This window comes from Xylanibacter ruminicola (assembly GCF_900107775.1).
GTDB classification, from domain to species: domain Bacteria; phylum Bacteroidota; class Bacteroidia; order Bacteroidales; family Bacteroidaceae; genus Prevotella; species Prevotella ruminicola_C.
In genome coordinates this window covers 944,370-968,222 of record NZ_FNRF01000001.1, presented here as the reverse complement: position 1 = coordinate 968,222, position 23,853 = coordinate 944,370, and the positions used below count along the sequence as shown (strand labels likewise).

Sequence of the window (23,853 nt, the reverse complement as noted above, 5' to 3'; positions counted from 1 at the left end):
CGCTCATGCATACTAACATACGTTGAATTGAGTGCGGGGTGAGTGATTCATACCGCGCTCTTTTTGGTATTAAAACCCTAAACTAACTTAAAATCGGTCAAATTATGGCATATTTTCATTAATTATAAGTAGAAATGTGCTCATTTTTGCAGAAATGTGCGTAAATTTGCAGCCAAATTGAACAAAATAGAGATTATTGACTCAATGAAAAGATATATTTCTACGCTTTGCATGATGCTGGCGGGTGCCCTGCTGATGACTTCGTGCCTGAAGGACGAGAACGACGACACCACCCAGTATTACAACAACACGGCTATTACACAGTTCAAGCTGTCGTGTGTAAATCGTTATGTACATACCACAACTTCGGCAGGTGCGGATTCTGTTTACAAGAAAACGCTGAGCGACCCTGTTGTATTCACCATCGATCAGGCACAGCGCAAGATATATAATACCGACTCGCTGCCATCGGATGTTGACTTGAACCACGTTCTGGCCACAATCAGCAGCCTTAACTCTGGTACGGTGGTAGTAAACTACCCAGATAAGAACGGCGAAGACTCACTGCTCTACTACAGCAGTACCGACTCGATCGACTTTACCAAGCTGAAGGACCTGCGTGTATACGCACAGAGCGGTAACAGCTATCGCACTTATGCAGTATCAATCAACGTACACCAGGCCGAGACAAATAAGATGATTTGGGAGCAGAAGACTGCTGCCGATCTGCCTACCGATACCAAGAAAGCCCTGTGGGAGCAGAAAGCTGCTACAGCAGATATGAAGCAGCTGATAGGTTACGGCACTGCCGAGGGGTATGCCTTTGATACCGACGGTACGCTGATGGTAAGTAAGGACAACGGCGACACATGGGCAGCCGATATACTCGACGATGATGCAGCCTGGCTGCCAACAGATAATATCGCCTTTGCATCGTGGGCCTTTGCTGCCAACGATTCTACCGATTACCAGATGCTGATAGGCACCAACGACAAGAGCGATAAGGCTTGTATGGTATGGCGCAAGATAGCAGAGTATGCTCATAATAGTCAGCCTTCAAAATGGGTACTCATTCCTATCGAGGAAAGCACTGGTTATTACCTGCCTAAGATGGAGAACTTGAACTTGGTACACTTTAACAATGTGGTTTTGGCCATTGGCAACGACAAGAACATTTACGTAAGTCGTGATCAGGGCATCACCTGGAAAACGACAACGAAATATACATTACCCGATGCTTTGGGCACCAATAATCTCACCGCCATCACCGACGACAACGGCTATCTCTGGCTGGTAGGCAAGGATACCGGTGAAGTATGGCGAGGCCTTATTATTGAATAACAGTGAAAAAGCTGCTGGCAGTAATCTTCGCACTGGCCATAACGATGGCCGCCACTGCTCAGGACGAGCCTGAGTACAAGATGGAGATAGGTGCCGGCGTAGGCTTGGTAAGCTATGTAGGAGACTACAACAGCAATCCACTGAAAGGTATGCAGCCTTGGCTGGCATTAGTAGCCAAATACCGACTGGATCCACGTGTGGCCATAGCCTTTGATTTAGGCACAGGCAAGTTAAAAGGCAAAGCCGAAACAATAACCAATGGCTACGAGTTCAGTCACAATGTAACCGAGGCTGATGTACGATTAGAATACAACTTCTGGCCGTATGGAACAGGTTATGAATATCGAGGCGCAAGGCGCTTTACACCATTCATCACCATAGGTGCAGGCGCAAGCTTTTATGGCGGACCAGAGAAAGGAGCAACGATGAACCTGCCAATAGGCGCAGGCATAAAATATAAAATCGGCAACAGACTGAACCTGACAGCTGAGTGGGCCATGCGTTTTACGCTGAGCGACAAGCTGGACGGCAGTAAGGATCCCTTAGGCATTAAGAGCAGCGGCCTGTTTAAGAACACCGATGGCTACAGCGTGCTACAAATAGCACTAACCTACGACCTCTGGGAGAAATGCAAAACGTGTAACAACGATAGATATTAAGATATATGAAGGAACTTTTAGACATGAACAGGATTCCCCAGCACATTGCCATCATTATGGACGGTAATGGACGTTGGGCCATGGAGCGTGGTAAAGACCGTAGTTTTGGTCACCAGGCAGGTGTAGATGCAGTGCGCCGCATCACTTCTGAGTGTACCCGACTGGGAGTCAAGTTCTTAACGCTATACACCTTCTCTACGGAGAACTGGAATCGTCCAGCCGACGAGGTTGCAGCCCTGATGGGACTGGTACTCACATCGCTTGAGGACGAGATCTTCATGAAGAATAACGTACGTTTCCGCGTGGTGGGCGACCGTTCACGTATCCCCGATGCAGTTAACAAGAAGTTGGCCGAGACCGAGGAGCATACCGCCAAAAACGACGCCATGACCATGGTAGTAGCACTGAGCTACTCATCGAAGCTGGAGCTGACCACAGCTACCAAGCAGATTGCCCAGGAGGTAAAGGAAGGAAAACTGGATGTGAACAGCATTACCGAGGAGACCATCAACGAACGTTTGTGGACTAATTTCATGCCCGATCCTGAGTTGCTGATCCGTACAGGTGGCGAGGTTCGTATATCAAACTATCTGTTGTGGCAGATTGCCTACTCAGAGCTATACTTCTGTGATACATACTGGCCTGATTTCATGGAGGAGGACCTGTACAAGGCTATCTACAGCTACCAGAATCGCCAGCGCAGATTCGGCAAGACCGAGGCACAGGTAGAGGCCGAAGAGAAAAAGTAAAAAGGTAAGAAAGTAATAAAGTAAAAAGAAAGTGACTTATATATATATTATAAATAAGGTAAAAGGACTGGTGAAAGGTATCTTACCTGTTTGCCTTTTAACCTTTTTACCTTTCACTGCTTCTGCTCAGGATAAGATTGTAAACCCTGATATCTCGTACGCTGGTACACCTCGTACCTGCGAAATCGGTGGTATCGCAGTTGAGGGTGTTGAGGGATACGAGGATTACGTATTGGCTGGTCTCTCGGGACTGACAGTAGGTCAGGAGATTGAGGTGCCCGGTTCGCAGATTACCGAAGCCGTAAAGCGCTACTGGCGCAACGGACTGTTCTCGAAGGTGCAGATTACTGCCGACTCGATTGTTGGCAACAAGATTTATCTGTGCATTCACTTAGGTATGCGTCCACGTATCAAGACCATCAACTACAACGGTATCAAGAAAGCTGAGCGCGAGGATATGGAGGCTAAATTAGGTATGGTTAAGGGTATGAGTTTGACTCGTAACATCATCGACCGTGCTAAGATCTTGGCCAAGAAATACTTCGACGACAAGGGTTACAAGAATGCCGAGATCGACATCATACAGCATGAGGACGCCTCTGGACAGGTAACACTTGACGTAAACATCGACAAGAAAGACAAGATGAAGGTACGCCAGCTGGTGTTCCAGGGTAACGACAAGCTGAAGACTGGCAAGATTAAAGGCTCGCTGTTTGGCAAGGGTGCTTTCGGAAAGATTCACGAGGCTGGTAAGTTTACCAACTTCTTCAAAGCCAAGAAGTTTACCGACGAACGCTATAAGGAGGCAAAGCAGGCCCTGATCGACAAATATAACGAGTTAGGTTTCCGCGATGCGACCATCGTTGAGGACTCGGTTTATCCATGCGACGATAAGCACGTAAACATCTTAGTAAAGATCGACGAGGGTGAGAAGTACTTTATACGCGATATCACATGGGTAGGTAACACTGTGGTTACTACCGACTACCTGAATGCCGTATTGGGCATGAAGAAGGGTGACGTATATAACCAGAAGCATATCGACAAGCGTCTGCGTGAAGACGAGGATGCCGCTGGAAACTATTACTATAACAATGGTTATGTATTCTCGAATATCGACCCTGTTGAGGTGAACATCGACGGCGACTCTATCGATATTGAGATGCGCGTAACCGAGGGTCCTCAGGCTCATTTGAACCACGTTCGCATCTATGGTAACGACCGCTTGTATGAAGAGGTTGTACGTCGTGAACTGCGCACCAAGCCTGGCGACCTGTTCAACAAGGAGGCACTGACACGTTCGGTACGTGATATCGCATCAATGGGATTCTTTGATCCAGAAAAGGTAGTTCCAGATATAAAGCCAAACGTTGAGGATGGTTCGGTAGACGTAAACTGGCGCCTGGAACAGAAGAGTAACGACCAGCTGGAGTTTTCATTAGGTTGGGGACAGACCGGTATCATCGGTAAGATTGGTATCAAGTTCAACAACTTCTCTATCCGTAACCTGTTTGGTAAGAACAAGCTGCACCGCGGTATCCTGCCTTATGGTGATGGTGAGCAGTTGGGCTTCAGCTTCCAGACCAACGGTAGCTACTACAGCTCACTGAGCGCCAACTATGGTACCAATTGGTTTGGCGGCAAGCGTCCTAACAGTTTGAATGTGGGTGTGTTCTACTCTAAGCAGAGCGACATATCAAGTTACTACCGTAACAATTCATTCTACAACAACTACTACATGTACAGCGGCGGCTACGGCTCATACAATAATTACTACTACAACTATGAGTCGATGCTCGACGACGATAAGACCATGACCGTATTCGGAGCATCTCTGGGATGGGGTAAGCGTCTGCGCTGGCCCGACGACTACTTCCAGCTGTCGGCACAGCTCGGTTTCTCACGCTACATGTTGCGCGACTGGAGCTACTTCTATATCCACAACGGTAACTGTAACAATATCAACCTTGGTCTGACACTGAGTCGTACATCTACCGATAACCAGCTGTTCCCACGTCGCGGTTCAGAATTTATGGCATCGGTAACCGTCACACCACCTTGGTCGCTTTTCGACAATAAGGACTATGCTAATCTGGCCAAGAACTCTAACTCGGCTACCTACGAGGACGAGTTGCAGGATGTATATCGCTGGATTGAGTACCACAAGTGGAAGTTTAAGAGCCGCACCTTTACAGCCCTCACAGGCGGTCAGAAGTGCTTTGTGCTGATGACCCGTGTAGAGATGGGACTGTTAGGCAGCTACAACAGCAATAAGCGCTCACCATTCGAGACCTTCTACGTGGGTGGTGATGGTATGAGCGGATACTCATACGGCTACTCAGAGGAGACTATTGGACTGCGCGGATACGAGAATGGATCACTCTCTTACTCTTCGGCCTACGAGACCATGATGAAGGGTGGTACCATCTCATCTTACAACTCTTACGCTTACGACCGATTCACACTCGAGCTGCGCTACCCATTCATGCTGGGTAACACCACTATCTACGGACTGGGCTTCCTGGAGGGTGGTAACGCTTGGGCCAACGCCAAGGACTTCAACCCATTCAAGATGAAGCGTTCGGCAGGTCTCGGTGTTCGTATCTTCCTGCCTATGGTTGGTTTGATGGGTATCGACTGGGCATACGGTTTCGACAACGTTTACACCAGCCAGTATGGTGCACAGAAGAAGGGTGGAAGCAACTTCCACTTCATTCTCGGTCAGGAATTCTAAATTATACAGCTATGAAGAAATTGATTATCTGCGCAATCTGCGCAATCTGTGGTTTCACAAGTATCAACGCCCAGAAGGTGGCAGTGATCGACATGGAGTACATCCTGAAGAACATCCCAGCCTACGAGCGTGCCAACGAGCAGTTAGGTCAGGTATCAAAGCAGTGGCAGGCTGAGGTTGACGCTCTGAATGCCGAAGCCCAGACACTTTATAAGAACTACCAGAACGAGGTGGTGTTCCTCTCGAAGGAGCAGAAGAAAGCCAAGCAGGACGCTATCGTTGACAAGGAGAAGCAGGCTGCCGAGCTGAAGAAGCACTACTTCGGTCCAGAGGGCGAGCTGTTTAAGAAGCGTACCGCCCTGATGAACCCAATACAGGAAGAGGTTTACAACGTGATTAAAGATATAGCAGAACTGCGAGGCTATCAGTTGGTACTCGATCGTGCCAGCGATGCAGGTATCATCTTCAGTTCACCCAAGATTGACATCTCATCAGAGGTGCTTCGTAAGTTGGGATACGCAAATTAATTGAAAATTGAAAAAATAATAATTAAAAACAATAAGTAATATGAAAAAATTGATTATCTGCGCACTTTGCGCTATCTGCGGTTTCACTACCGCCAATGCACAGGGTAAGTTCGGCCATGTGAACACCCAGGAGATTATGCAGGCCATGCCTGAGTTTACAAAGGCTCAGAACGAGATTAAGGCGCTGCAGGACCAGTATGAGGCTGACCTGAAGAGCATGCAGGACGAACTGCAGAAGAAGGGTGAGGCTTTCGAGAAGGAGCAGGCTTCACTGCCCGAGAACATCAAGCAGCGCCGTCAGCAGGAACTGCAGGATATGTACACCAAGATTCAGCAGAGCTACCAGGACAACCAGCAGGCTTTGCAGAAGGCTTCGGCTGAGAAGATGCAGGCTATCCAGACCAAGATTCTTGATGCTATCAAGGCCGTAGGTCAGGCTGGTCAGTATGTTTACATAATGGAGAACAACTCGCTGCCTTACATCAGCACTACCCTCTCTACCGATGTAACTGCTCAGGTTAAGACAAAGTTAGGTTTGAAGTAATTCGAAAGTATAACTACCAAATTATAACATCATGAAACGATTCCTCGTACTTCTTGTGGCATTCGTATCGCTCCATGCATTTGCACAGGACGAGACCACCTCATCTATCAAATTTGGCTACCTGAGCTATCAGGCCGCCATCCAGTCGATGACCGACTACGCGCTGGTTCAGCAGCAGATGGCCGACCTCAAAGCCAAGTATCAGGCAGAGGCCAAGCGTGTAGAAGACGAATTCAACAGGAAGTACGAGGAATTTCTTGATGGTCAGCGCGACTTCCCTAAAAGCATTCTGCAAAAGCGCCAGTCAGAACTTCAGGAGCTGATGCAGCAGAACATCTTGTTTAAGAACAAGAGCACCAAAGAACTTGAAGCCGCTGAGAAAGAGGCAATGAACGCCCTCAAGACTCGTCTTAACGAGACGCTTAGCGCCATTGCCCAGCAACGTGGTTTGGCACTCATTATCAATACCGACAGCGATGCCTGCCCATTCATTAATCCCGCACTGGGCGAAGATATCAACGAAATAGTGAAGGATGCTCTCAAGTAATCCAGGACCTATTGGTATTTTTGATAGCGGTTACGGCGGACTCACCATCCTGCATGGCATCCGTCAACTGCTTCCCGAATACGATTATCTTTATTTGGGCGACAATGCCCGTGCGCCTTATGGACCACGTTCGTTCGACGTGGTTTATGAGTTTACACGCCAAGCTGTAGTAAAACTATTTGAGATGGGTTGCCACTTGGTTATCTTAGGTTGTAACACAGCCTCTGCCAAGGCACTACGCACCATCCAGCAGAACGATCTGCCAAAGATTGATCCCGAACGCCGCGTGTTAGGCATCATCCGTCCTACAGCCGAGGTGATTGGCAATCTTACCACCTCCAAGCATGTTGGCGTACTAGCCACCGAAGGAACCATCAAGAGTGAGAGCTACGACCTTGAGATTCACAAGCTTTTTCCTGATATCAAGGTATCAGGCGTGGCCTGCCCCTTCTGGGTACCACTTGTAGAATACAACGAGGCCGACTCACCAGGTGCCGATTACTTCGTAAAGAAACGCATCGACGAGATTATGCGTAAGGATTCAGATATCGATACCATCATCTTAGGCTGCACCCATTATCCCTTGTTGATGCCTAAGATTCTGAAGTATCTGCCCGCAGGAGTACGCGTTGTGCCCCAAGGCGAATACGTAGCCGAGAGTCTGAAACAATATTTGGAGCGCCATCCAAATATCGAAGCCAAATGCTCAAAAGGTGCAGGTGTACACTACCTCACCACCGAGAACCCCAACAAGTTCAAGGAACAAGCCCAAATCTTCCTCCACGAACCCGTAGAGGTAGATAACATCACTTTAGGATAAAAAATCCCTCATCTCTCAACAAATCTCTCAAAACCCGCATAAACACAGGAGATTCGGGCTTTGAGAGATTCTTTTTATCCCTCCCTTATCTCTCCCTTATCCCTCCCTTTACCCCCTCCAAATTAGTACCATCTGCATCATTGTAAAGTGGAGACCGCATGAGAGATGAGGGAGAGATAAGGGAGGGATGAGGGAGAGATTTTAGGAATCTCTCAATTCGTTAAACACCTGTATATAAGATACTTACGCACATTTATGAGAGATGAGGGATTTTTGCACGTAAAATCTCCAGACCTAGTCTTTCATCATCGCCAACAAAAGCGCGAGATTTATTCCCAACTAGGGAATGTTTTGTCCCCAACCTGGGAACATTTCATTCCCAACGTGGGAAATCGGCTTTGTCGCTTCGTTTATCGAAAAACATCTCGCTCCATTAATGGGAATGCTGAAAGACACATTCGCTAAAAATAGTTAAATCTTGATAGCCAATTCAAGACTCTCTCCCAAATTAAACTATATTTGCAGAATATTACCAATAATATTTTAAAACTATAAATTATGAAGAAATTACTATTTGCCACACTGCTAGCATCGATAGCAGTATCAACTTATGCAAAAAAGAAGTACGCCATTACAACAAATGGAGAGATGCTTCAAGCACTAACACAAGTTACAGATAACGAAGAACCATGTCTTTACCCATTTGGAGGAGACAATGGTACTGCATTATTCTTTTCTGCACGCGAAAACAAGAAATGGTTCAACATCTACAAAAAAGACAACCCATTCTCTGCAGCAATGACACAGAAAACAAGTGGAAAGAACTACAATTTTAGTCCTGCTTATTGTACTACTACAGACAAATTAGCTTTTCGTTGCCAGCTAGAAGGGAGCAATACATCAGACATCTATATGATGACTGATGGTAAAGGAAAAGCTATGAATCAAATTACAGAATCATCTACAGCATACGAAGACAGACCAAGCTTTAATCCAGATGGAACGTTGATAGTATATAGTAAAGTACAATATTCTTACTACAAATCGTACAGTCTGTTTGGAGCACTCTTTGGCATTTCAAATACTGTATGGGTTGCCAACAGTGAAATTTGGATGAAGAATTTGAAGACAGGAGAAACAACACTTCTTGGAACAGGCGCTATGCCCGCATTCTCTCCAGACGGAACAAAAATTGCTTTTGTAAAATATTCCTCAGATGCCAAGAGTACTAGTATCTGGACAATGAATTTAGATGGTAGCGAACAAATTCAAATTACAGATGCTAAGAAAGGGTATGCAATTAGACCTAACTGGAGTCCTGATGGAAATAAACTTGTATTTGAGTCTTCAAAAAAAGACAAAAAGGATTACGACATCTATATAGTAGACATTGACGGCAATAATCTTGTACAAGTGACCATCAACAACTCATACGATGGAATGCCCTATTGGACAAAAGACAACTTCCTTTATTTCGTATCAGATCGTGGTAATACAGAAGGGAACTACCAGATATGGCGTTTCAAATTGGATGAGTAAAACTACACATCACTAAATAGAAGTGCCCCCGATAGTTATTTTGCCAAACTTTCGTGGGGCACTTCAATTGTCTCGGGAACTATATATTTCCATCTCACATTCAAAGTGATATTCGATATTAACCAACAGAAAATAAAAATTATTTAAAACCAATTATTCAAGTTAAATTATTCAAAATAAATAATTTGTTTTAAATAATTAGTTGGATATTTCATGGAAATAACCTATCTTTGTCGAAAAATGAACGAGTTATGAGCATAGTTACAAATCCATTTATCGCTTCAGGCAAAATTCCTGCAAAGCTTTTTTGCGACAGGAAGGACGAGTCGAAACGCCTCATCCAAAGTTTAACTAATGGTGCCAACGTTGTATTAATGTCGCCACGACGAGTTGGTAAAACACAGCTCATATACCATTGTTTTGATAAACCTGAGATAAAAGACCACTATATTACCATATTTGTGGATATACTCCGAACATCATCATTCCAGGAGTTTACCTATGAATTTGGTAAAGCTGTATTCAACACTCTCGCCACAAAGGGGCAAAAGATGCAGAAACTGGCTATCGCTACCATGAAATCGTTGATGGGTAACATCACCATCGATCCAGCTACCATGCTACCTACATTCGGACTTGCCATAGGAAATATACAAAACCCAGCCTATTCGTTAGAGGAGATATTCCGCACACTCGAACTGGCTGGCAAAAAATGCATTGTAGCTATCGATGAGTTCCAACAGATAACTAACTACCCAGAGAAAAATATCGAGGCTATTCTGCGTACGCATATACAAGAACTAAGTAACTCACTATTTATTTTTGCAGGTAGTGAGCGACAGCTACTTGAAGAAATGTTCTTAGAATCAAGCAGACCTTTTTATAATAGTGCAGACATACAGAGTATTGACATTATTGCTGAGGAGAAATATTGTGAGTTTGTACAATATCATTTTAATAAGAATGACAAGAAGATTGCAAACGATACCATCAGCCATGTTTATCACCTCTTTGAGGGCAACACCTATTATAATCAGAAAACATTCAGAGAGGCGTTTGCGCAAACCGCTCAAGGCGAAACTTGTTCACTGGAGACAGTTGATAACAGCATCAACCTAATGATTAAAGAAGCAGACCATCTTTATAGCGAGAAACTCTCAAGACTCTCTCTCCCACAAAAAGAACTGCTATATGCCATTGCTAACGAAGGCCGAGCACAGAAAATTACATCAGGTGCATTCATCCGCAAGCATCAGCTCAGCTCTACCAGTAGTGTCCAGCAAGCTATTAAGAAATTGCTCGCACTTGGACTCGTTTCAACATCATCAAGCGAATACTTTATAGCTGACCAACTGATGTATCTTTGGCTAAGGAAATAAAGACATTCACTCTACGACCGTTTCATATTCCTCGGGTGGTGCTCCAAGATTTCTTGGCGCAGGGTTGAGGTGTCGATGTGGGTGTAGATTTCGGTGGTGCCGATGTCTTCATGACCTAAGAGAGCCTGGATAAAGCGAAGGTCGGCACCGCCTTCGAGTAATGCGGTAGCAAAGGAGTGACGCAGGGTATGGGGAGATATGGTCTTTTGTATACCAGCCTCCTTGGCCTGGGCTTTGATCATAATGAGAATCATGGTACGAGTAAGATGGGCACCACGACGATTAAGGAACACATAGTCTTCCTCGCCAGGCTTAATCTTCATCAGGTTGCGATCATCAAACCAGTAACCCAGTTCTTGAATGGCCTTTGGCGAAATGGGTACTAAACGTTCCTTAGAGCCTTTACCCAATACACGGACATACTCCTCGTCGAGATATAAATCGGACAACTTCAAGTTTACAAGTTCACTAACACGAAGTCCACACGAAAAGAGCACCTCGATGATTGCACGATTGCGATGGCCCTCCCACTTAGAGAGATCGATACTGGCTTCGAGGCGGTCAACCTCCTGAGTGGTAAGCACCTCGGGCAGATGGTCGCCTATCTGTGGCGACTCCAACAGTTCAGTAGGATCATCATCGCGATAGCCATCCAACTGAGCGAACTTAAAGAAGCTACGGATACCACTCAGAATGCGACATTGCGAACGGGGATGAATGCCGATATCATGCAAACTGGCCGAGAAATGTTCCAAGTCGGCCAACGTCACATCGCTTATAGCGATCTGCTCATGATCGAGATAGTCGAGTAGCTTACGAAGGTCGCGCTGATAGGCATCGAGCGTATTACCCGACATATTACGTTGCAGCTTCAGATAGCGTACATAAGCCTTTACAATACCCTTTTGGTCAATCATTTGCACAAATTTGGTGCAAAGTTAGTATTTTTTTCTAATATATAGAAAAATATTTGTAACTTTGCAGCCGTATTAATACAAAGTTACAAAAATGAAGATTCTGATTATCAATGGTCCGAACCTGAACTTGTTGGGCCAGAGAGAGCCAGGCATCTATGGTTCGTCGTCATTCGACGCATACCTGCCTGAGTTGCGTAAGCGCTTTGCCGACATCGACATCGAGTACTATCAGAGCAACATAGAGGGCGAGCTGATTAACAAGATGCAAGAGGTTGGCTTTAGCTACGATGGCATTGTGCTGAATGCCGGCGCTTACACCCACACCTCTATCGCTCTGCAGGACTGTATCCGTTCACTTAAGGCACCTGTGATCGAGGTTCACATCTCGAATGTGCACCAACGCGAGGAGTTCCGTCATAAGTCGATGATCTCATGCGCCTGCAAAGGTGTAATTCTAGGCTTCGGTCTCGACTCGTACCGTTTGGCCATAGAAGCTCTGAAGGGATGACGCTCGACGAGTATATCCTGCAGCATACGGAGCCAGAGCCCGACTACCTGTACCGACTATGGCGCGCCACCCACATACACACTATTCACGGACGTATGGCGAGTGGACACTTGCAAGGCCGACTGCTCAAGATGCTGGTGAAGATGATTCGCCCCCAGAACATCTTAGAGATAGGCACCTTTAGCGGCTACAGTGCTATATCGATGGCAGAAGGACTGGACGAAGGCGGACGCTTATATACCTTCGAGATTAACGACGAGATGGAGGACTTTACCCGTCCGTGGATAGAAGGTTCGAGTGTGAGCGATAAGATAGAATTCATCATCGGTGATGCGCTACAAGAGGCCCCCAAGTTAGGCATAGCTTTTGATATGGCTTTCATGGATGGTGACAAGCGCACCTATCGTGACTGCTACGAGATGGTGATGAGCATACTGAAGCCTGGCGGTTTTATATTGGCCGACAACACACTTTGGGACGGACATGTGATAGATCATGCCTACGATAAGGATCGACAGACCCAAGGCATTGAGACATTTAACGACTATATAGCCCGTGACGCTCGCGTAGAGCAGGTGATACTGCCACTAAGAGACGGGTTGACACTGATAAGAAAAAAAGATATTTAGAATTAAGATTTTAGAGATGCAAGAGACAAGACAAAACAAAATTGCGAGATTGCTGCAGAAGGAGCTCTCGCTGATATTCCAGCAACAGACGCGTGCTACTCACGGCGTGATGATATCGGTTACACGTACCAAGATTTCACCCGACCTGAGTATCTGCACCGCCTATCTGAGTGTATTCCCCAGCGAAAAGGGCGAAGAGATATTGGCCAACATCAATGCCAATACCAAACAGATACGCTACGAGTTAGGCACTCGCGTAAGAAACCAGATGCGTATCATCCCAGAGCTGCGATTCTTTATCGACGACTCGCTCGACTATATTGAGCACATCGACGAACTTTTGAAAAAGTAAAAAGGTGAACTTTCCTTTCTTTATTGCCCGCAGGTACTTGTTCTCAAAGAAATCCACTCATGCCATCAACGTCATCAGTGGTATTTCTGTGATTGGTGTGGCCGTAGCTACAATGGCGCTGGTGGTCACACTATCAGTGTTTAATGGGTTCCACGATCTGGTAGCAACATTCTTTACCAGTTTCGACCCGCAGCTGAAAGTGGTGCCTGCCGAAGGAAAGACCGTAGCTGCCGACGACCCGATTCTGACAGAGATCAGACAATTGCCCGAGATTGAGGTGGCTACCGAGAGCGTAGAGGACATGGCACTGGCCATCTATCGTGGCAGACAGGCGATGGTGGTAATCAAAGGTGTTGACGACAACTTTGCCCAGCTTACCCACATCAACGAGATTCTGGTGGGCGATGGCGATTTCAGCTTGCATGCTGCCGATATGGACTACGGCACCTTAGGTATCCGACTGGCCGAGACGTTAGGCACAGGCTACACCTACGAAGAGCCTATTCATATTTATGCCCCACGCCGCGAAGGTCAGTTAGACATGACCAACCCCGACGAGGCATTCGAGGAAGATGAGCTCTACTCACCCGGTGTTCTGTTCAACGTAAAGCAGTCGCGCTATGACAAGAACTACATCCTGACCAGCATCGCATTCGCCCGTCGTATCTTCGGACAGCAGGGCATGCTCTCGTCGCTCGAGCTACGCCTGAAGCCAGGCAGTAACTTCGACAAGACAAAAGATCAGATTAAACAACTGTGCGGCACCAAGTTCGTTGTAAAAGACCGTTTTGAGCAGCAGGACGACACTTTCAAGATTATGAAGATTGAAAAGTTGATTGCCTATATCTTCCTGACCTTCATTCTGATGGTGGCCTGCTTTAACATCATCGGCTCGCTGTCGATGCTGATTATCGATAAGAAAGACGATGTAGTTACGCTGCGTAACCTTGGTGCAAGCGACAAGCAGATTGTTCGTATATTCCTGTTCGAGGGTCGTATGATTTCAGCCATCGGTGCCATCTTAGGTATCGTCATTGGTCTGACCCTGTGCTGGCTGCAGCAGCAATACGGCATTGTGGCCTTAGGCTCATCAAGCGGCACATTTGTAATTAACGCCTACCCCGTAAGCGTGCATCCCGAGGATATTATCCTGGTATTCTGCACGGTATTGATTGTAGGTTTTCTCTCTGTATGGTATCCCGTTCGCTACTTTGCTAAGCGACTATTAGTGTAGGTAATTTAGTTTTAACGTAGGTTTAACGTAGAATTTGCAACAAATAAGTAAAAAAGGTGTAACTTTGCACCCGATAACAGTTATGCAACAACCAAACTTAAATGACATGAAGAAAATTCTATCGACCATTTTGCTGACACTGATCGGCACAGTAGCGATGATGGCACAGATGCAGATGCCATCAATTCCCGTAGATCCCGATGTACGCATCGGCAAACTTGACAATGGATTAACCTATTACATCCGTCACAACAACTGGCCTGAGAACCGTGCTGAGTTCTACATTGCTCAGAAGGTAGGTTCTATTCAGGAGGACGACGATCAGCGTGGTCTGGCTCACTTCCTTGAGCACATGGCCTTCAACGGATCAAAACACTTTAAAGGCAACGAGCTGATTCGTTGGTGCGAGAGCGTAGGTATCAACTTTGGTGGTGACCTGAACGCCTACACATCAATCGATGAAACCGTATATAACATCAGTAATGTCCCCACTACACGCGAGGGTATCATAGACTCTTGTCTGCTGATTCTTTACGACTGGGCCGACGGGCTGCTGCTGGAGCAGGAGGAGATTGAAAAGGAGCGTGGTGTGATTCACGAGGAGTGGCGCCTGCGCACCAGTCCTATGATGCGTATGCTTGAGCGAGACTTTCCTAAGCTCTACCCAGGCTCTAAGTACGGTCATCGTATGCCAATCGGTCTGATGGAGATTATCGACAACTTTAAGCGTCCATTCCTGCAGTCATACTACGAGAAGTGGTACCGCCCAGACAATCAGGGTATCATCGTAGTAGGTGATGTAGATGTAGACAAGATTGAGAAGAAGATCAAGGATCTGTTCTCACCTATCGTGCTGCCAGAGAACCGCACACTCGTTACCAAAGAACCTGTGCCCGACAATGCCGAGGCTATTTACGTTATAGACAAGGATAAAGAGCAGCCCACCAACGAGGTAATGATCATGATGAAGCATGAGATCTTCCCCGACTCACTGAAAGGCACCATCACCTACATGCTGACCGACTATCTGAAAGATGCTTGCATTTCGATGCTTAACGACCGTTTGAAGGAGTATGCCGAGAAGCCCGAGAGTCCATTCCTGAGCGCTAGAGCAGACGACGGCAGATATATTCTCTCGAGTACAATGGATGCATTTGAGATTGACTTAAGTCCAAAGGACGGACAGATTGAAGCCGCTGTTACCGCCGCCCTCACCGAAGCACGTCGTGCTGCCGAATTCGGCTTTACAGCTACAGAGTACAACCGTTTCAAGCAGAACTACACCAGTCAGCTTGAGAAACAGTACTCAAACAAAGACAAACGTTACAATTCGCAGTTTGTAAATCAGTGTGTTCAGAACTTCCTTAACAATACTCCAATGCCAAGCATCGACTACACCTATACCACCATGAAGCAGATTGTGCCAATGCTGCCTTTGGAGGCTATCAATGCCCTGATGAAGGAACTGATCCTGACCAACGACAGTAATCTGGTGGTATTCAGCATGAACACTGAAAAGGAGGGTACTGTTTATCCTACAGAGGAGAGCATGAAAAAGGCTATTGCCAACGCCCGTTCGGCACAGATTGAGGCTTACGTTGACAATGTAAAGGACGAGCCACTGATGACCACCATGCCTAAAAAGGGTAGTATCAAGAAAGAAACCAAGAACGACCAGTTCGGCTACACCGAGCTGACTCTCTCTAACGGTGCAAAGGTTATCCTGAAGCAGACCGACTTCAAGAAAGATCAGGTTTTGTTGCGCGGTGAAGGATTTGGAGGTTCAGCCCTCTATGGCGAGAAAGACTTTGCCAACATCAAGATGTTCGACGATGTGATTGAAGCCAGCGGTCTGGGCAACTTCTCACACACAGAGCTCGAGAAAGCTCTTGCCGGTAAGATTGCCAGTGCATCTATTTCACTCGGAACTAACCGTCAGAATGTAAGCGGTAGCTCTACACCAAAGGATATTGAGACTATGCTGCAGTTGGTTTACCTTTATTTCACCAACATTGCAAAGGACCAGAAGTCGTATGACAACCTGATGCAGACCACAGAGGTTAGTCTGAAGAACCGTCTGCTGCAGCCAGAGGCTGTACTTCAGGATTCTCTGACTGCCACCCTGACCTGCAACAACCCACGCAACAAGGTGCTGACAACAACCGATTTGACTAAGGTTAGCTACGATCGTATCCTCGAGATGGCCAAGGAACAGACAGCCAACGCTGCTGCCTTTACCTTCACCATCATTGGTAACTACGACGAGAGCACTATCCGTCCACTTATCGAGACCTATCTGGCATCACTGCCTGCCAAGAAGAAGGTAGTAAAGAGTCCGAAGGTATCTACCCTTTTTAAGGGTATTGCCATCAACAACTTCAAGCAGAAGGCAGAAACACCAAAGGCCTTTGCCGTTATGCAGTGGTACTCAGAAGATATTCCTATGACAGCAGAGAACGATATCAAAATTGACATGGCTGGACAGATTCTCAGCATGGAATATCTGAAGAAGATTCGCGAAGATGCCAGTGCTGCCTATACCGTACAGGCAATGGCCGGTGTTGAGCGCAACGACTTTGAGACTATCGCTCAGATTCTTGCCGTTTGCCCCATGAAGCCAGAGAAGGCAGATACAGCCATCATGATTCTGCGCGACGAGGTTACGGCTATGGCCAAGACCTGTGATGCAGAAAAACTGCAGAAGGTAAAGGAGTACATGCTGAAGAGTCATGGCGACCAGGTAAAGCAGAACAGCTACTGGCTGAGCATCATTAATGGCTGGCGCAAGTATGGCATCGACTTCCACAGCAACTTTGAGAAGCTGGTGAATGCACAGACACCTGAAAGCATCAGTGCCTTTGTAAAAGAGGTTCTGAAGTCGGGTAACCGTGCCGAGGTGATCATGCTGCCCGCAGAGTAAAAATTTAGAATAAAATATTTATAATTAAGAGAGAATGAGTTATCTATTTTCGTCAGAATCAGTATCTGAAGGCCATCCCGATAAGGTGGCCGATCAGATTTCTGATGCAATACTTGACCAGTTCCTGGCTTACGACCCAAAGGCACGCTGTGCTATTGAGTCGTTTGTCACTACAGGTCAGGTTGTAATCATGGGTGAGGTTCGCAGTGATGTGTACATCGACCTGCAGACTATGGCCCGCAAAACAATAAAGCGCATTGGCTATACCAAAGCAGAGTATCAATTCGACGGCGATTCATGCGGAATCCTGAGTGCCATCCACGAGCAGAGTGCCGACATCAACCGCGGTGTTGACAACGGCAACGAAGACGAACAGGGCGCTGGCGACCAGGGCATGATGTTCGGTTACGCCACCAATGAGACTGAGAGCTACATGCCCGTAAGCCTCGATCTGGCACACCTCATTATGCGTACCCTGGCAGATATCCGCAAGGAGGGCAAGGAAATGACCTACCTGCGCCCCGACTCTAAGAGTCAGGTAACTGTACAATATTCAGACGAGGGTATCCCCGAGCGTATCGACACCATCGTAGTATCAACACAGCACGACGAGTTCGACGAGGACGAGAAGATGCTGGCCAAGATCAAGGACGATGTCATCAATATCCTGATCCCTCGCGTGAAGAAACAGATTCACTCACAGAAGGTACTCGACCTGTTCGGACTCGACATCAAGTACTACGTTAACCCAACAGGTAAGTTCGTGATTGGTGGTCCTCACGGTGATACAGGTCTGACTGGCCGTAAGATCATTGTCGACACCTATGGTGGTAAGGGTGCACACGGAGGTGGTGCTTTCTCGGGTAAGGACTCATCGAAGGTTGACCGCAGTGCCGCTTACGCAGCCCGCCACATAGCCAAGAATATGGTTGCAGCAGGTGTTGCTGATGAGATGCTGGTACAGATAAGCTATGCCATTGGTGTGGCTAAACCCATGAACATATATGTAAACACCTACGGTCGCAGCAACGTACAGATGAGCGATAGCGAGATTGCCAAGAAGATTGAGAAGCTCTTCGACCTGCGTCCAAAGGCCATCGAACGCACCCTGAAACTCCGTCAGCCAATGTACAGCGAGACAGCAGCCTACGGACACATGGGACGTAAGTGCGAGGTAGTACAGAAGACTTTCACCAGTCATTATCACGAAACAAAAACGATGGATGTAGAACTGTTTACATGGGAGAAACTGGACCGTGTAGACGATATCCGCAAAGAGTTCGGACTGTAATCAGATATGCTGGAGAACGATAGCATCCTAACTACTATAACATCTGCCCCCGAAGATACGGTGGTAGTTCATACGGCAAAACCGCAGACACCCTACGAGGTGCTGCGGTTATTGCCTAAAGATGCTACACCTGCCCAACAGGACTCGGCTATACAAGAGTGGTTCGAGCCCAAGGAGATCCATTATAGCAGTAGACCTGACACACTGCATCTGCCAGGACAAGAGATACCTCGCGACCTGAAGGAAGTAAGTTTGCCGAACTATTACCGCGAGAACTTCTTCTCGAACAACACGATGTATCATCCGGAACTGAATGTAGAGCGTATTGGCGTTTCAGGCGCCCCTATCCCCTACACCATTCAGAACGACAGTTTTGTAACTGGCATCCTGATATTCTGTTTCCTGTTGATAACATTCACCCTATCGCGCATTTCAGGATTTATCATCAAGCAGACGAAGCATTTCTTCTCACCATCCAAGTCGGTGCAGATACTCGACGAAACAGGTAGTGAAATCAAATTTCAGTTTCTTTTCCTGTTTATCACCTGTCTGCTTTATGCCCTGCTATACTACTTCTATACTAACCATTTTGTGGCCAACACCTTTGTATTTTCTTCCGAATACACGTTGCTATTCATATACGGATTGAGCATACTGATTTATATGCTAGGCAGAATAATATTGTATTCGGTAGTGAACAGTGTATTCTTTTTAAAGAGAAAAAATTTACAATTTCAGAGATCTTTACTACTCATAACATCACTTGAAGGGGTTGCATTATTCCCGTTGGTATTATTGTTGGCATATTTCCAGTTTTCACTCCAAAATGCCATCTATTACACCGCAACTATCGTTATTTTTGCTAAAATTCTCACATTTTATAAGTCTTATGTTATCTTTTTTAATCAAAAAGGAGGTTTTCTGCAAAATATTTTGTACTTTTGTGCCCTCGAAATGATACCTTTAATTTCGCTCTGGAGCGGATTGCTGGTAATAACTGAGAATTTGAAAATAAATATTTAGGACACATATGCTCAAAAAGATTTTGGTTTCACAACCTAAGCCAACAAGTGAGAAGTCGCCATATTTCGATATAGCGAACAAGTTTGGTGTAGAACTGGTTTTCCGTCCTTTCATCAAGGTCGAGGCAATCAGCTCTAAAGATTTCCGTGCACAGAAGGTGAACATCCTGGATCACACTGCCATCGTATTTACCTCGCGTCATGCCATTGACCATTTCTTCAACATGGCCAAGGAGCTCAGAATCAACATTCCTGAGGACATGAAGTATTTCTGTGTTACCGAGACTATTGCTTTGTACATCCAGAAATATGTGCAGTACAGAAAGCGCAAGATCTTCTTTGGTGAGACTGGTCGTATCGACGATCTGATTCCTACCATGGTTAAGCATAAGACCGAGAAGTATCTTGTTCCACTGAGCGATGTACATACCGACAGTCTGGCCAACCTGCTCGACTCTAAGAAGCTGCAGCACACCGAGTGCGTCATGTACAAGACTGTGAGCAACGATTTCACTGAGGAAGAGGTTAAGAACTTCGACTACGACATGCTGATTTTCTTCAGCCCTGCCGGAATCGAGTCGCTGACCAAGAACTTCCCCAACTTCAAGCAGGACAAGATTGCTATCGCCACTTTCGGTCCAGCAACAGCAAAGGCTGCCAAGGAAGCCGGTCTGCGCTTGGATATCGAGGCTCCTAACGAGAAGTATCCATCAATGACAGGTGCTCTGCAGCACTACCTGTTTGAAATACAAGACTAAGAATTGATGACGACAGCGCCTACCTTCAGTAAAGAGGAGCGCATCGTCAGCAACCTGCTGATAGAAACGCTCTTTGAGAAAGGCAATAGTCATTCGCTGACTGCTTATCCTCTAAGGGCTGTTTTTCTTAAAACAGAACACCATGAGGGGTGTGCCCCTGTGCAACTGCTCATCAGCGTGCCTAAGAAACGCTTTAAGCACGCAGTTGACAGAAACAGGGTGAAACGCCAGGTACGTGAGGCCTACCGCAAGAACAAATCACTGCTCGAAGGTAAGGTAAACGAAGGCGAGATGCTACTGATTGCCATCATCTGGCTGACCGACAAACACTTCCCAACACTTGATGTTGAGAAGAAGATGATAAGCCTCATGAAGCAGATTGCTAAAGACAAAGCATGAAGAGGCTGATACATATCATTTCATGGCTGCTGGTATTGCCCATCCGCTTTTACCAAACGGCCATCTCTCCGCTTTTAGGGCCATCGTGCCGATTCACTCCCACATGTAGCGAGTATGCCAAGCAGGCCATCATGAAGCATGGTCCCATCAAGGGTTTAGGATTGGCAATCTGGCGCATATTAAGATGCAACCCATGGGGTGGTTCGGGTTACGACCCCGTTCCTTAATAAAGAAAGAATAAAGAAACAATTTTAGAAATAAAGATGAAGAACTTTGTAGAAGAACTGAAATGGCGCGGTATGCTGGCACAGATGATGCCAGGTACAGAAGAACTGCTCCAGAAAGAGATGGTAACAGCCTATCTGGGTACCGACCCTACAGCCGACTCGCTGCATATCGGACACTTGTGCGGTATCATGATGCTCCGCCACCTTCAGCGTTGCGGTCACCGTCCTGTGATTTTGGTAGGTGGTGCCACAGGTATGATTGGCGACCCATCGGGTAAGAGTCAGGAGCGTAATCTGCTTAACAACGAAACACTATATCACAATCAGGAGTGCATCAAGAAGCAGGTAGCCAAGTTCCTCGACTTCGAGTCGAAGGAGCCTAATGCTGCACTGATGGTTAACAACTACGACTGGATGAAGGACTTTACCTTCCTTGATTTTGCACGCGAGGTTGGTAAGCACATCACCGTTAACTATATGATGGCAAAGGAGAGCGTACAGCAGCGCTTGAACGGAACTGCTCGTGACGGTCTGTCGTTCACAGAGTTCACCTATCAGCTGCTGCAGGGTTACGACTTCCTGTATCTCTACCAGCACTACGGCGTAAAATTGCAGTTGGGTGGTAACGACCAGTGGGGTAACATGACCACAGGTACTGAGCTTATCCGTCGCACTCTGGGCAATGAGGTTGAGACCTTTGCACTCACCTGTCCACTGATTACCAAGAGCGATGGTAAGAAGTTTGGTAAGACCGAGAGCGGTAACATCTGGCTCGATCCTGTTCGTACCACACCATATAAGTTCTACCAGTTCTGGCTGAATGTAAGCGACGACGATGCCGAGCGTTACATCAAGATCTTCACATCACTTGAGAAGGACGTTATCGACGCCCTGATTGAGGAGCACAAGCAGGATCCTGGTCGTCGTGTTCTGCAGAAGCGTCTGGCCGAGGAAGTTACCGTACTGGTACACTCAAAAGAGGCTCTCGACACTGCAATCGAGGCATCAAACATCCTGTTTGGCAAGTCAACCAAGGAAGGCCTTGAGAAACTTGACGAGCAGACACTGCTCGATGTATTCGACGGCGTTCCCCAGTTCGAGATTTCTAAGGACCAGCTTGGTCAGCCCGCTATCGAGCTGCTGACAACTGTTGCACCTGTATTCCCATCAAAGGGCGAAATGCGTAAGATGGTTCAGGGCGGTGGTGTATCGCTGAACAAAGAAAAGATTACCGATCAGAACCGCGCTATCACAGCCGAGGATCTGATTGATGGCAAGTATCTTCTGGCCCAGAAAGGCAAAAAGAACTACTACTTGCTGATCGTTAAATAATATTTGGCTGCAAAATTTGGTACTTACAAAAAAACTTCGTACCTTTGCAGCCAAATATCCTTGGACGATGGTGTAATGGTAACACTACAGGTTTTGGTTCTGTCATTCCCGGTTCGAATCCGAGTCGTCCAACTACTAAGAACATTTTTCTAAAACAAACAAATTATGGCAAATCTATTTTCATTAGAGGGTAAGAACGCCTGGATTACTGGCGCATCTTACGGTATTGGTTTCAACATTGCTAAAGCATTCGTTGCTGCCGGCATCAAAACCATCATCTTCAACGACATTAACGAAGCTGCTCTGCAGCGCGGTATCGACAACTACAAGGAGGCCGGTATCGACAACGTTAAGGGTTATGTGTGCGACGTAACTGACGAGAATGCTGTCAAGGCACTCGTTGAGAAGATTCACGCTGAGGTTGGTCAGATTGATATTCTGGTGAACAATGCCGGTATAATCAAGCGTATTCCTATGCATGAAATGAAGCGTGCTGAGTTCCAGCAGGTTATCGATATCGACCTCGTTGGTCCATTCATCTGCTCTTCAGCTGTTATTCCTGAGATGATGGAGCGTCGCGAGGGTAAGATCATCAACATCTGCTCTATGATGAGTGAACTGGGCCGTGAGACCGTATCTGCCTACGCTGCTGCTAAGGGTGGTTTAAAGATGCTTACTCGTAACATCTGCTCGGAGTACGGTGAGTATAACATCCAGTGTAATGGTATTGGTCCTGGTTATATCGCCACCCCACAGACAGCCCCATTGCGTGAGCGTCAGCCAGACGGAAGCCGTCATCCATTCGATTCATTCATCTGCGCCAAGACACCTGCCGGCCGCTGGCTCGATCCTTCTGAGTTAGGTGGTCCTGCTGTATTCCTGGCTTCACACGCCTCGGATGCCGTAAACGGTCACGTGCTTTATGTAGATGGTGGTATCTTGGCTTATATCGGCAAGCAGCCAAAATAAGCACATGATACATATATAACAATAATGGGGACCCTGAAAAGGATCCCCATTTAATTTTTATTTACAATCGACTTACTTGATAGCGTCAGCAAGCTCAGCACCAGCCTTGAACTTAGCAACCTTCTTAGCAGCAATTGTAATCTTCTGCTTTGTCAGAGGATTGATACCCTCACGAGCAGGACGCTCGTTTACGCTGAATGTACCGAAACCTACGAGAGCAACCTTGTCGCCCTTAACGAGAGCGTCCTTAATAGCTACAACTGTTGCGTCGAGAGCTTTCTTAGCGTCAACCTTTGAGATGCCAGCACTTGCTGCAATCTTCTCTACCAATTCTGTTTTGTTCATAATCTTAAAAAATTTAATGAAATATTTAATAGTAATAACTGTTGTATAGTCGAAAACTTTGGCAAATATAAGGGAAAGTATTTAAAGAAACAACAAAAAAACAGAAAAATT

At 46.4% G+C, this 23,853-nt stretch carries 24 protein-coding genes and 1 tRNA gene; 23 read left to right on the top strand and 2 right to left on the bottom strand.

Features of this window, described 5'->3' with window-relative positions:
* Positions 1-204 precede the first annotated feature (204 nt).
* From BLU97_RS03715 to BLU97_RS03670, 10 genes are all read left to right on the top strand, one after another.
* The gene (locus tag BLU97_RS03715; RefSeq protein WP_139208737.1) at positions 205-1,341 is read left to right on the top strand and encodes a DUF6242 domain-containing protein; all 1,137 of its coding nucleotides are present in this window, start codon (positions 205-207) and stop codon (positions 1,339-1,341) included.
* 2 nt (positions 1,342-1,343) lie between these two features.
* Positions 1,344-2,000 carry a DUF6089 family protein gene (locus tag BLU97_RS03710; RefSeq protein ID WP_074760289.1) on the top strand — a complete coding sequence of 219 codons (657 nt, stop codon included), beginning with the start codon at positions 1,344-1,346 and terminating at the stop codon, positions 1,998-2,000.
* Between the two features lie 5 nt (positions 2,001-2,005).
* Positions 2,006-2,749 (top strand): isoprenyl transferase, encoded by a 744-nt coding sequence (locus tag BLU97_RS03705; protein WP_074760288.1) that lies wholly within the window; start codon positions 2,006-2,008, stop codon positions 2,747-2,749.
* Positions 2,750-2,819: 70 nt separating this feature from the next.
* Positions 2,820-5,483 carry an outer membrane protein assembly factor gene (locus BLU97_RS03700; RefSeq protein ID WP_254771655.1) on the top strand — a complete coding sequence of 888 codons (2,664 nt, stop codon included), beginning with the start codon at positions 2,820-2,822 and terminating at the stop codon, positions 5,481-5,483.
* An 11-nt stretch (positions 5,484-5,494) separates the two neighbouring features.
* Positions 5,495-6,010 (top strand): OmpH family outer membrane protein, encoded by a 516-nt coding sequence (locus tag BLU97_RS03695; protein ID WP_013063167.1) that lies wholly within the window; start codon positions 5,495-5,497, stop codon positions 6,008-6,010.
* A gap of 40 nt (positions 6,011-6,050) precedes the next feature.
* Positions 6,051-6,554 carry an OmpH family outer membrane protein gene (locus tag BLU97_RS03690; protein WP_028906630.1) on the top strand — a complete coding sequence of 168 codons (504 nt, stop codon included), beginning with the start codon at positions 6,051-6,053 and terminating at the stop codon, positions 6,552-6,554.
* Between the two features lie 31 nt (positions 6,555-6,585).
* Positions 6,586-7,101, top strand: coding sequence for an OmpH family outer membrane protein (locus BLU97_RS03685; protein WP_074760287.1), 516 nt, complete (start codon positions 6,586-6,588; stop codon positions 7,099-7,101).
* Positions 7,088-7,921, top strand: a complete 834-nt coding sequence (murI, locus tag BLU97_RS03680; protein ID WP_074760286.1) for a glutamate racemase — start codon at positions 7,088-7,090, stop codon at positions 7,919-7,921. The genes BLU97_RS03685 and murI overlap by 14 nt, the downstream gene beginning before the upstream one ends.
* 558 nt (positions 7,922-8,479) lie before the next feature.
* Positions 8,480-9,460 (top strand): PD40 domain-containing protein, encoded by a 981-nt coding sequence (locus BLU97_RS03675; RefSeq protein ID WP_074760285.1) that lies wholly within the window; start codon positions 8,480-8,482, stop codon positions 9,458-9,460.
* Positions 9,461-9,711: 251 nt separating this feature from the next.
* Positions 9,712-10,839, top strand: a complete 1,128-nt coding sequence (locus BLU97_RS03670) for an AAA family ATPase (protein WP_074760284.1) — start codon at positions 9,712-9,714, stop codon at positions 10,837-10,839.
* Between the two features lie 11 nt (positions 10,840-10,850).
* On the opposite strand, the gene xerD is transcribed toward BLU97_RS03670, so the two are convergent.
* Positions 10,851-11,756, bottom strand: coding sequence for a site-specific tyrosine recombinase XerD (gene xerD / locus BLU97_RS03665; protein ID WP_074760283.1), 906 nt, complete (start codon positions 11,754-11,756; stop codon positions 10,851-10,853).
* 91 nt (positions 11,757-11,847) lie between these two features.
* On the opposite strand from xerD, the gene aroQ reads away from it, so the two are divergent.
* The 13 genes from aroQ (at position 11,848) to BLU97_RS03600 (ending at position 23,397) form a co-directional block, all read left to right on the top strand.
* Positions 11,848-12,264: a type II 3-dehydroquinate dehydratase gene (aroQ, locus tag BLU97_RS03660; protein ID WP_074760282.1), complete on the top strand. Its 417-nt coding sequence runs from the start codon at positions 11,848-11,850 to the stop codon at positions 12,262-12,264.
* Positions 12,261-12,893: an O-methyltransferase gene (locus BLU97_RS03655; protein WP_074760281.1), complete on the top strand. Its 633-nt coding sequence runs from the start codon at positions 12,261-12,263 to the stop codon at positions 12,891-12,893. Before aroQ ends, BLU97_RS03655 begins: the two co-directional genes overlap by 4 nt.
* A gap of 16 nt (positions 12,894-12,909) precedes the next feature.
* Complete coding sequence (gene rbfA / locus BLU97_RS03650; protein WP_028906624.1) at positions 12,910-13,245, top strand: 30S ribosome-binding factor RbfA; 336 nt, start codon at positions 12,910-12,912, stop codon at positions 13,243-13,245.
* 4 nt (positions 13,246-13,249) lie between these two features.
* On the top strand, positions 13,250-14,479 hold the full coding sequence (locus BLU97_RS03645; protein WP_013065415.1) for an FtsX-like permease family protein: 1,230 nt from the start codon (positions 13,250-13,252) through the stop codon (positions 14,477-14,479).
* 106 nt (positions 14,480-14,585) lie between these two features.
* On the top strand, positions 14,586-17,399 hold the full coding sequence (locus tag BLU97_RS03640) for a M16 family metallopeptidase (protein WP_074760401.1): 2,814 nt from the start codon (positions 14,586-14,588) through the stop codon (positions 17,397-17,399).
* A 34-nt stretch (positions 17,400-17,433) separates the two neighbouring features.
* Positions 17,434-18,690, top strand: a complete 1,257-nt coding sequence (gene metK / locus BLU97_RS03635) for a methionine adenosyltransferase (protein ID WP_074760280.1) — start codon at positions 17,434-17,436, stop codon at positions 18,688-18,690.
* Positions 18,691-18,696: 6 nt separating this feature from the next.
* On the top strand, positions 18,697-19,713 hold the full coding sequence (locus tag BLU97_RS03630) for a DUF4271 domain-containing protein (RefSeq protein ID WP_074760279.1): 1,017 nt from the start codon (positions 18,697-18,699) through the stop codon (positions 19,711-19,713).
* Between the two features lie 7 nt (positions 19,714-19,720).
* On the top strand, positions 19,721-20,470 hold the full coding sequence (locus tag BLU97_RS03625; RefSeq protein WP_013063921.1) for a uroporphyrinogen-III synthase: 750 nt from the start codon (positions 19,721-19,723) through the stop codon (positions 20,468-20,470).
* 6 nt (positions 20,471-20,476) lie between these two features.
* The gene (gene rnpA / locus BLU97_RS03620) at positions 20,477-20,869 is read left to right on the top strand and encodes a ribonuclease P protein component (RefSeq protein ID WP_028906619.1); all 393 of its coding nucleotides are present in this window, start codon (positions 20,477-20,479) and stop codon (positions 20,867-20,869) included.
* Entirely contained in the window at positions 20,866-21,096 is a 231-nt protein-coding gene (gene yidD, locus BLU97_RS03615) for a membrane protein insertion efficiency factor YidD (protein ID WP_074760278.1), read from the top strand. The genes rnpA and yidD overlap by 4 nt, the downstream gene beginning before the upstream one ends.
* A 36-nt stretch (positions 21,097-21,132) precedes the next feature.
* Entirely contained in the window at positions 21,133-22,428 is a 1,296-nt protein-coding gene (tyrS, locus tag BLU97_RS03610; protein ID WP_033150736.1) for a tyrosine--tRNA ligase, read from the top strand.
* 61 nt (positions 22,429-22,489) lie between these two features.
* Positions 22,490-22,560: transfer RNA gene (locus tag BLU97_RS03605), tRNA-Gln, on the top strand.
* A 33-nt stretch (positions 22,561-22,593) separates the two neighbouring features.
* Positions 22,594-23,397, top strand: a complete 804-nt coding sequence (locus tag BLU97_RS03600) for a gluconate 5-dehydrogenase (RefSeq protein WP_074760277.1) — start codon at positions 22,594-22,596, stop codon at positions 23,395-23,397.
* Between the two features lie 72 nt (positions 23,398-23,469).
* Here BLU97_RS03600 and BLU97_RS03595 read toward each other — a convergent pair whose 3' ends face one another.
* On the bottom strand, positions 23,470-23,742 hold the full coding sequence (locus BLU97_RS03595; protein WP_013064050.1) for an HU family DNA-binding protein: 273 nt from the start codon (positions 23,740-23,742) through the stop codon (positions 23,470-23,472).
* Positions 23,743-23,853 lie beyond the last annotated feature (111 nt).

Bases quoted from the DNA above. Each gene is read 5' to 3' on its own strand.
- BLU97_RS03595 (WP_013064050.1), bottom strand. From the start codon at position 23,742: ATGAACAAAACAGAATTGGTAGAGAAGATTGCAGCAAGTGCTGGCATC.
- BLU97_RS03685 (WP_074760287.1), top strand. From the start codon at position 6,586: ATGAAACGATTCCTCGTACTTCTTGTGGCATTCGTATCGCTCCATGCA.
- rbfA (WP_028906624.1), top strand. From the start codon at position 12,910: ATGCAAGAGACAAGACAAAACAAAATTGCGAGATTGCTGCAGAAGGAG.
- BLU97_RS03640 (WP_074760401.1), top strand. From the start codon at position 14,586: ATGAAGAAAATTCTATCGACCATTTTGCTGACACTGATCGGCACAGTA.
- tyrS (WP_033150736.1), top strand. From the start codon at position 21,133: ATGAAGAACTTTGTAGAAGAACTGAAATGGCGCGGTATGCTGGCACAG.
- BLU97_RS03715 (WP_139208737.1), top strand. From the start codon at position 205: ATGAAAAGATATATTTCTACGCTTTGCATGATGCTGGCGGGTGCCCTG.
- murI (WP_074760286.1), top strand. From the start codon at position 7,088: ATGCTCTCAAGTAATCCAGGACCTATTGGTATTTTTGATAGCGGTTAC.
- yidD (WP_074760278.1), top strand. From the start codon at position 20,866: ATGAAGAGGCTGATACATATCATTTCATGGCTGCTGGTATTGCCCATC.
- metK (WP_074760280.1), top strand. From the start codon at position 17,434: ATGAGTTATCTATTTTCGTCAGAATCAGTATCTGAAGGCCATCCCGAT.
- aroQ (WP_074760282.1), top strand. From the start codon at position 11,848: ATGAAGATTCTGATTATCAATGGTCCGAACCTGAACTTGTTGGGCCAG.
- BLU97_RS03690 (WP_028906630.1), top strand. From the start codon at position 6,051: ATGAAAAAATTGATTATCTGCGCACTTTGCGCTATCTGCGGTTTCACT.
- BLU97_RS03675 (WP_074760285.1), top strand. From the start codon at position 8,480: ATGAAGAAATTACTATTTGCCACACTGCTAGCATCGATAGCAGTATCA.
- BLU97_RS03600 (WP_074760277.1), top strand. From the start codon at position 22,594: ATGGCAAATCTATTTTCATTAGAGGGTAAGAACGCCTGGATTACTGGC.
- rnpA (WP_028906619.1), top strand. From the start codon at position 20,477: ATGACGACAGCGCCTACCTTCAGTAAAGAGGAGCGCATCGTCAGCAAC.
- xerD (WP_074760283.1), bottom strand. From the start codon at position 11,756: ATGATTGACCAAAAGGGTATTGTAAAGGCTTATGTACGCTATCTGAAG.
- BLU97_RS03655 (WP_074760281.1), top strand. From the start codon at position 12,261: ATGACGCTCGACGAGTATATCCTGCAGCATACGGAGCCAGAGCCCGAC.
- BLU97_RS03625 (WP_013063921.1), top strand. From the start codon at position 19,721: ATGCTCAAAAAGATTTTGGTTTCACAACCTAAGCCAACAAGTGAGAAG.
- BLU97_RS03695 (WP_013063167.1), top strand. From the start codon at position 5,495: ATGAAGAAATTGATTATCTGCGCAATCTGCGCAATCTGTGGTTTCACA.
- BLU97_RS03705 (WP_074760288.1), top strand. From the start codon at position 2,006: ATGAAGGAACTTTTAGACATGAACAGGATTCCCCAGCACATTGCCATC.
- BLU97_RS03670 (WP_074760284.1), top strand. From the start codon at position 9,712: ATGAGCATAGTTACAAATCCATTTATCGCTTCAGGCAAAATTCCTGCA.
- BLU97_RS03630 (WP_074760279.1), top strand. From the start codon at position 18,697: ATGCTGGAGAACGATAGCATCCTAACTACTATAACATCTGCCCCCGAA.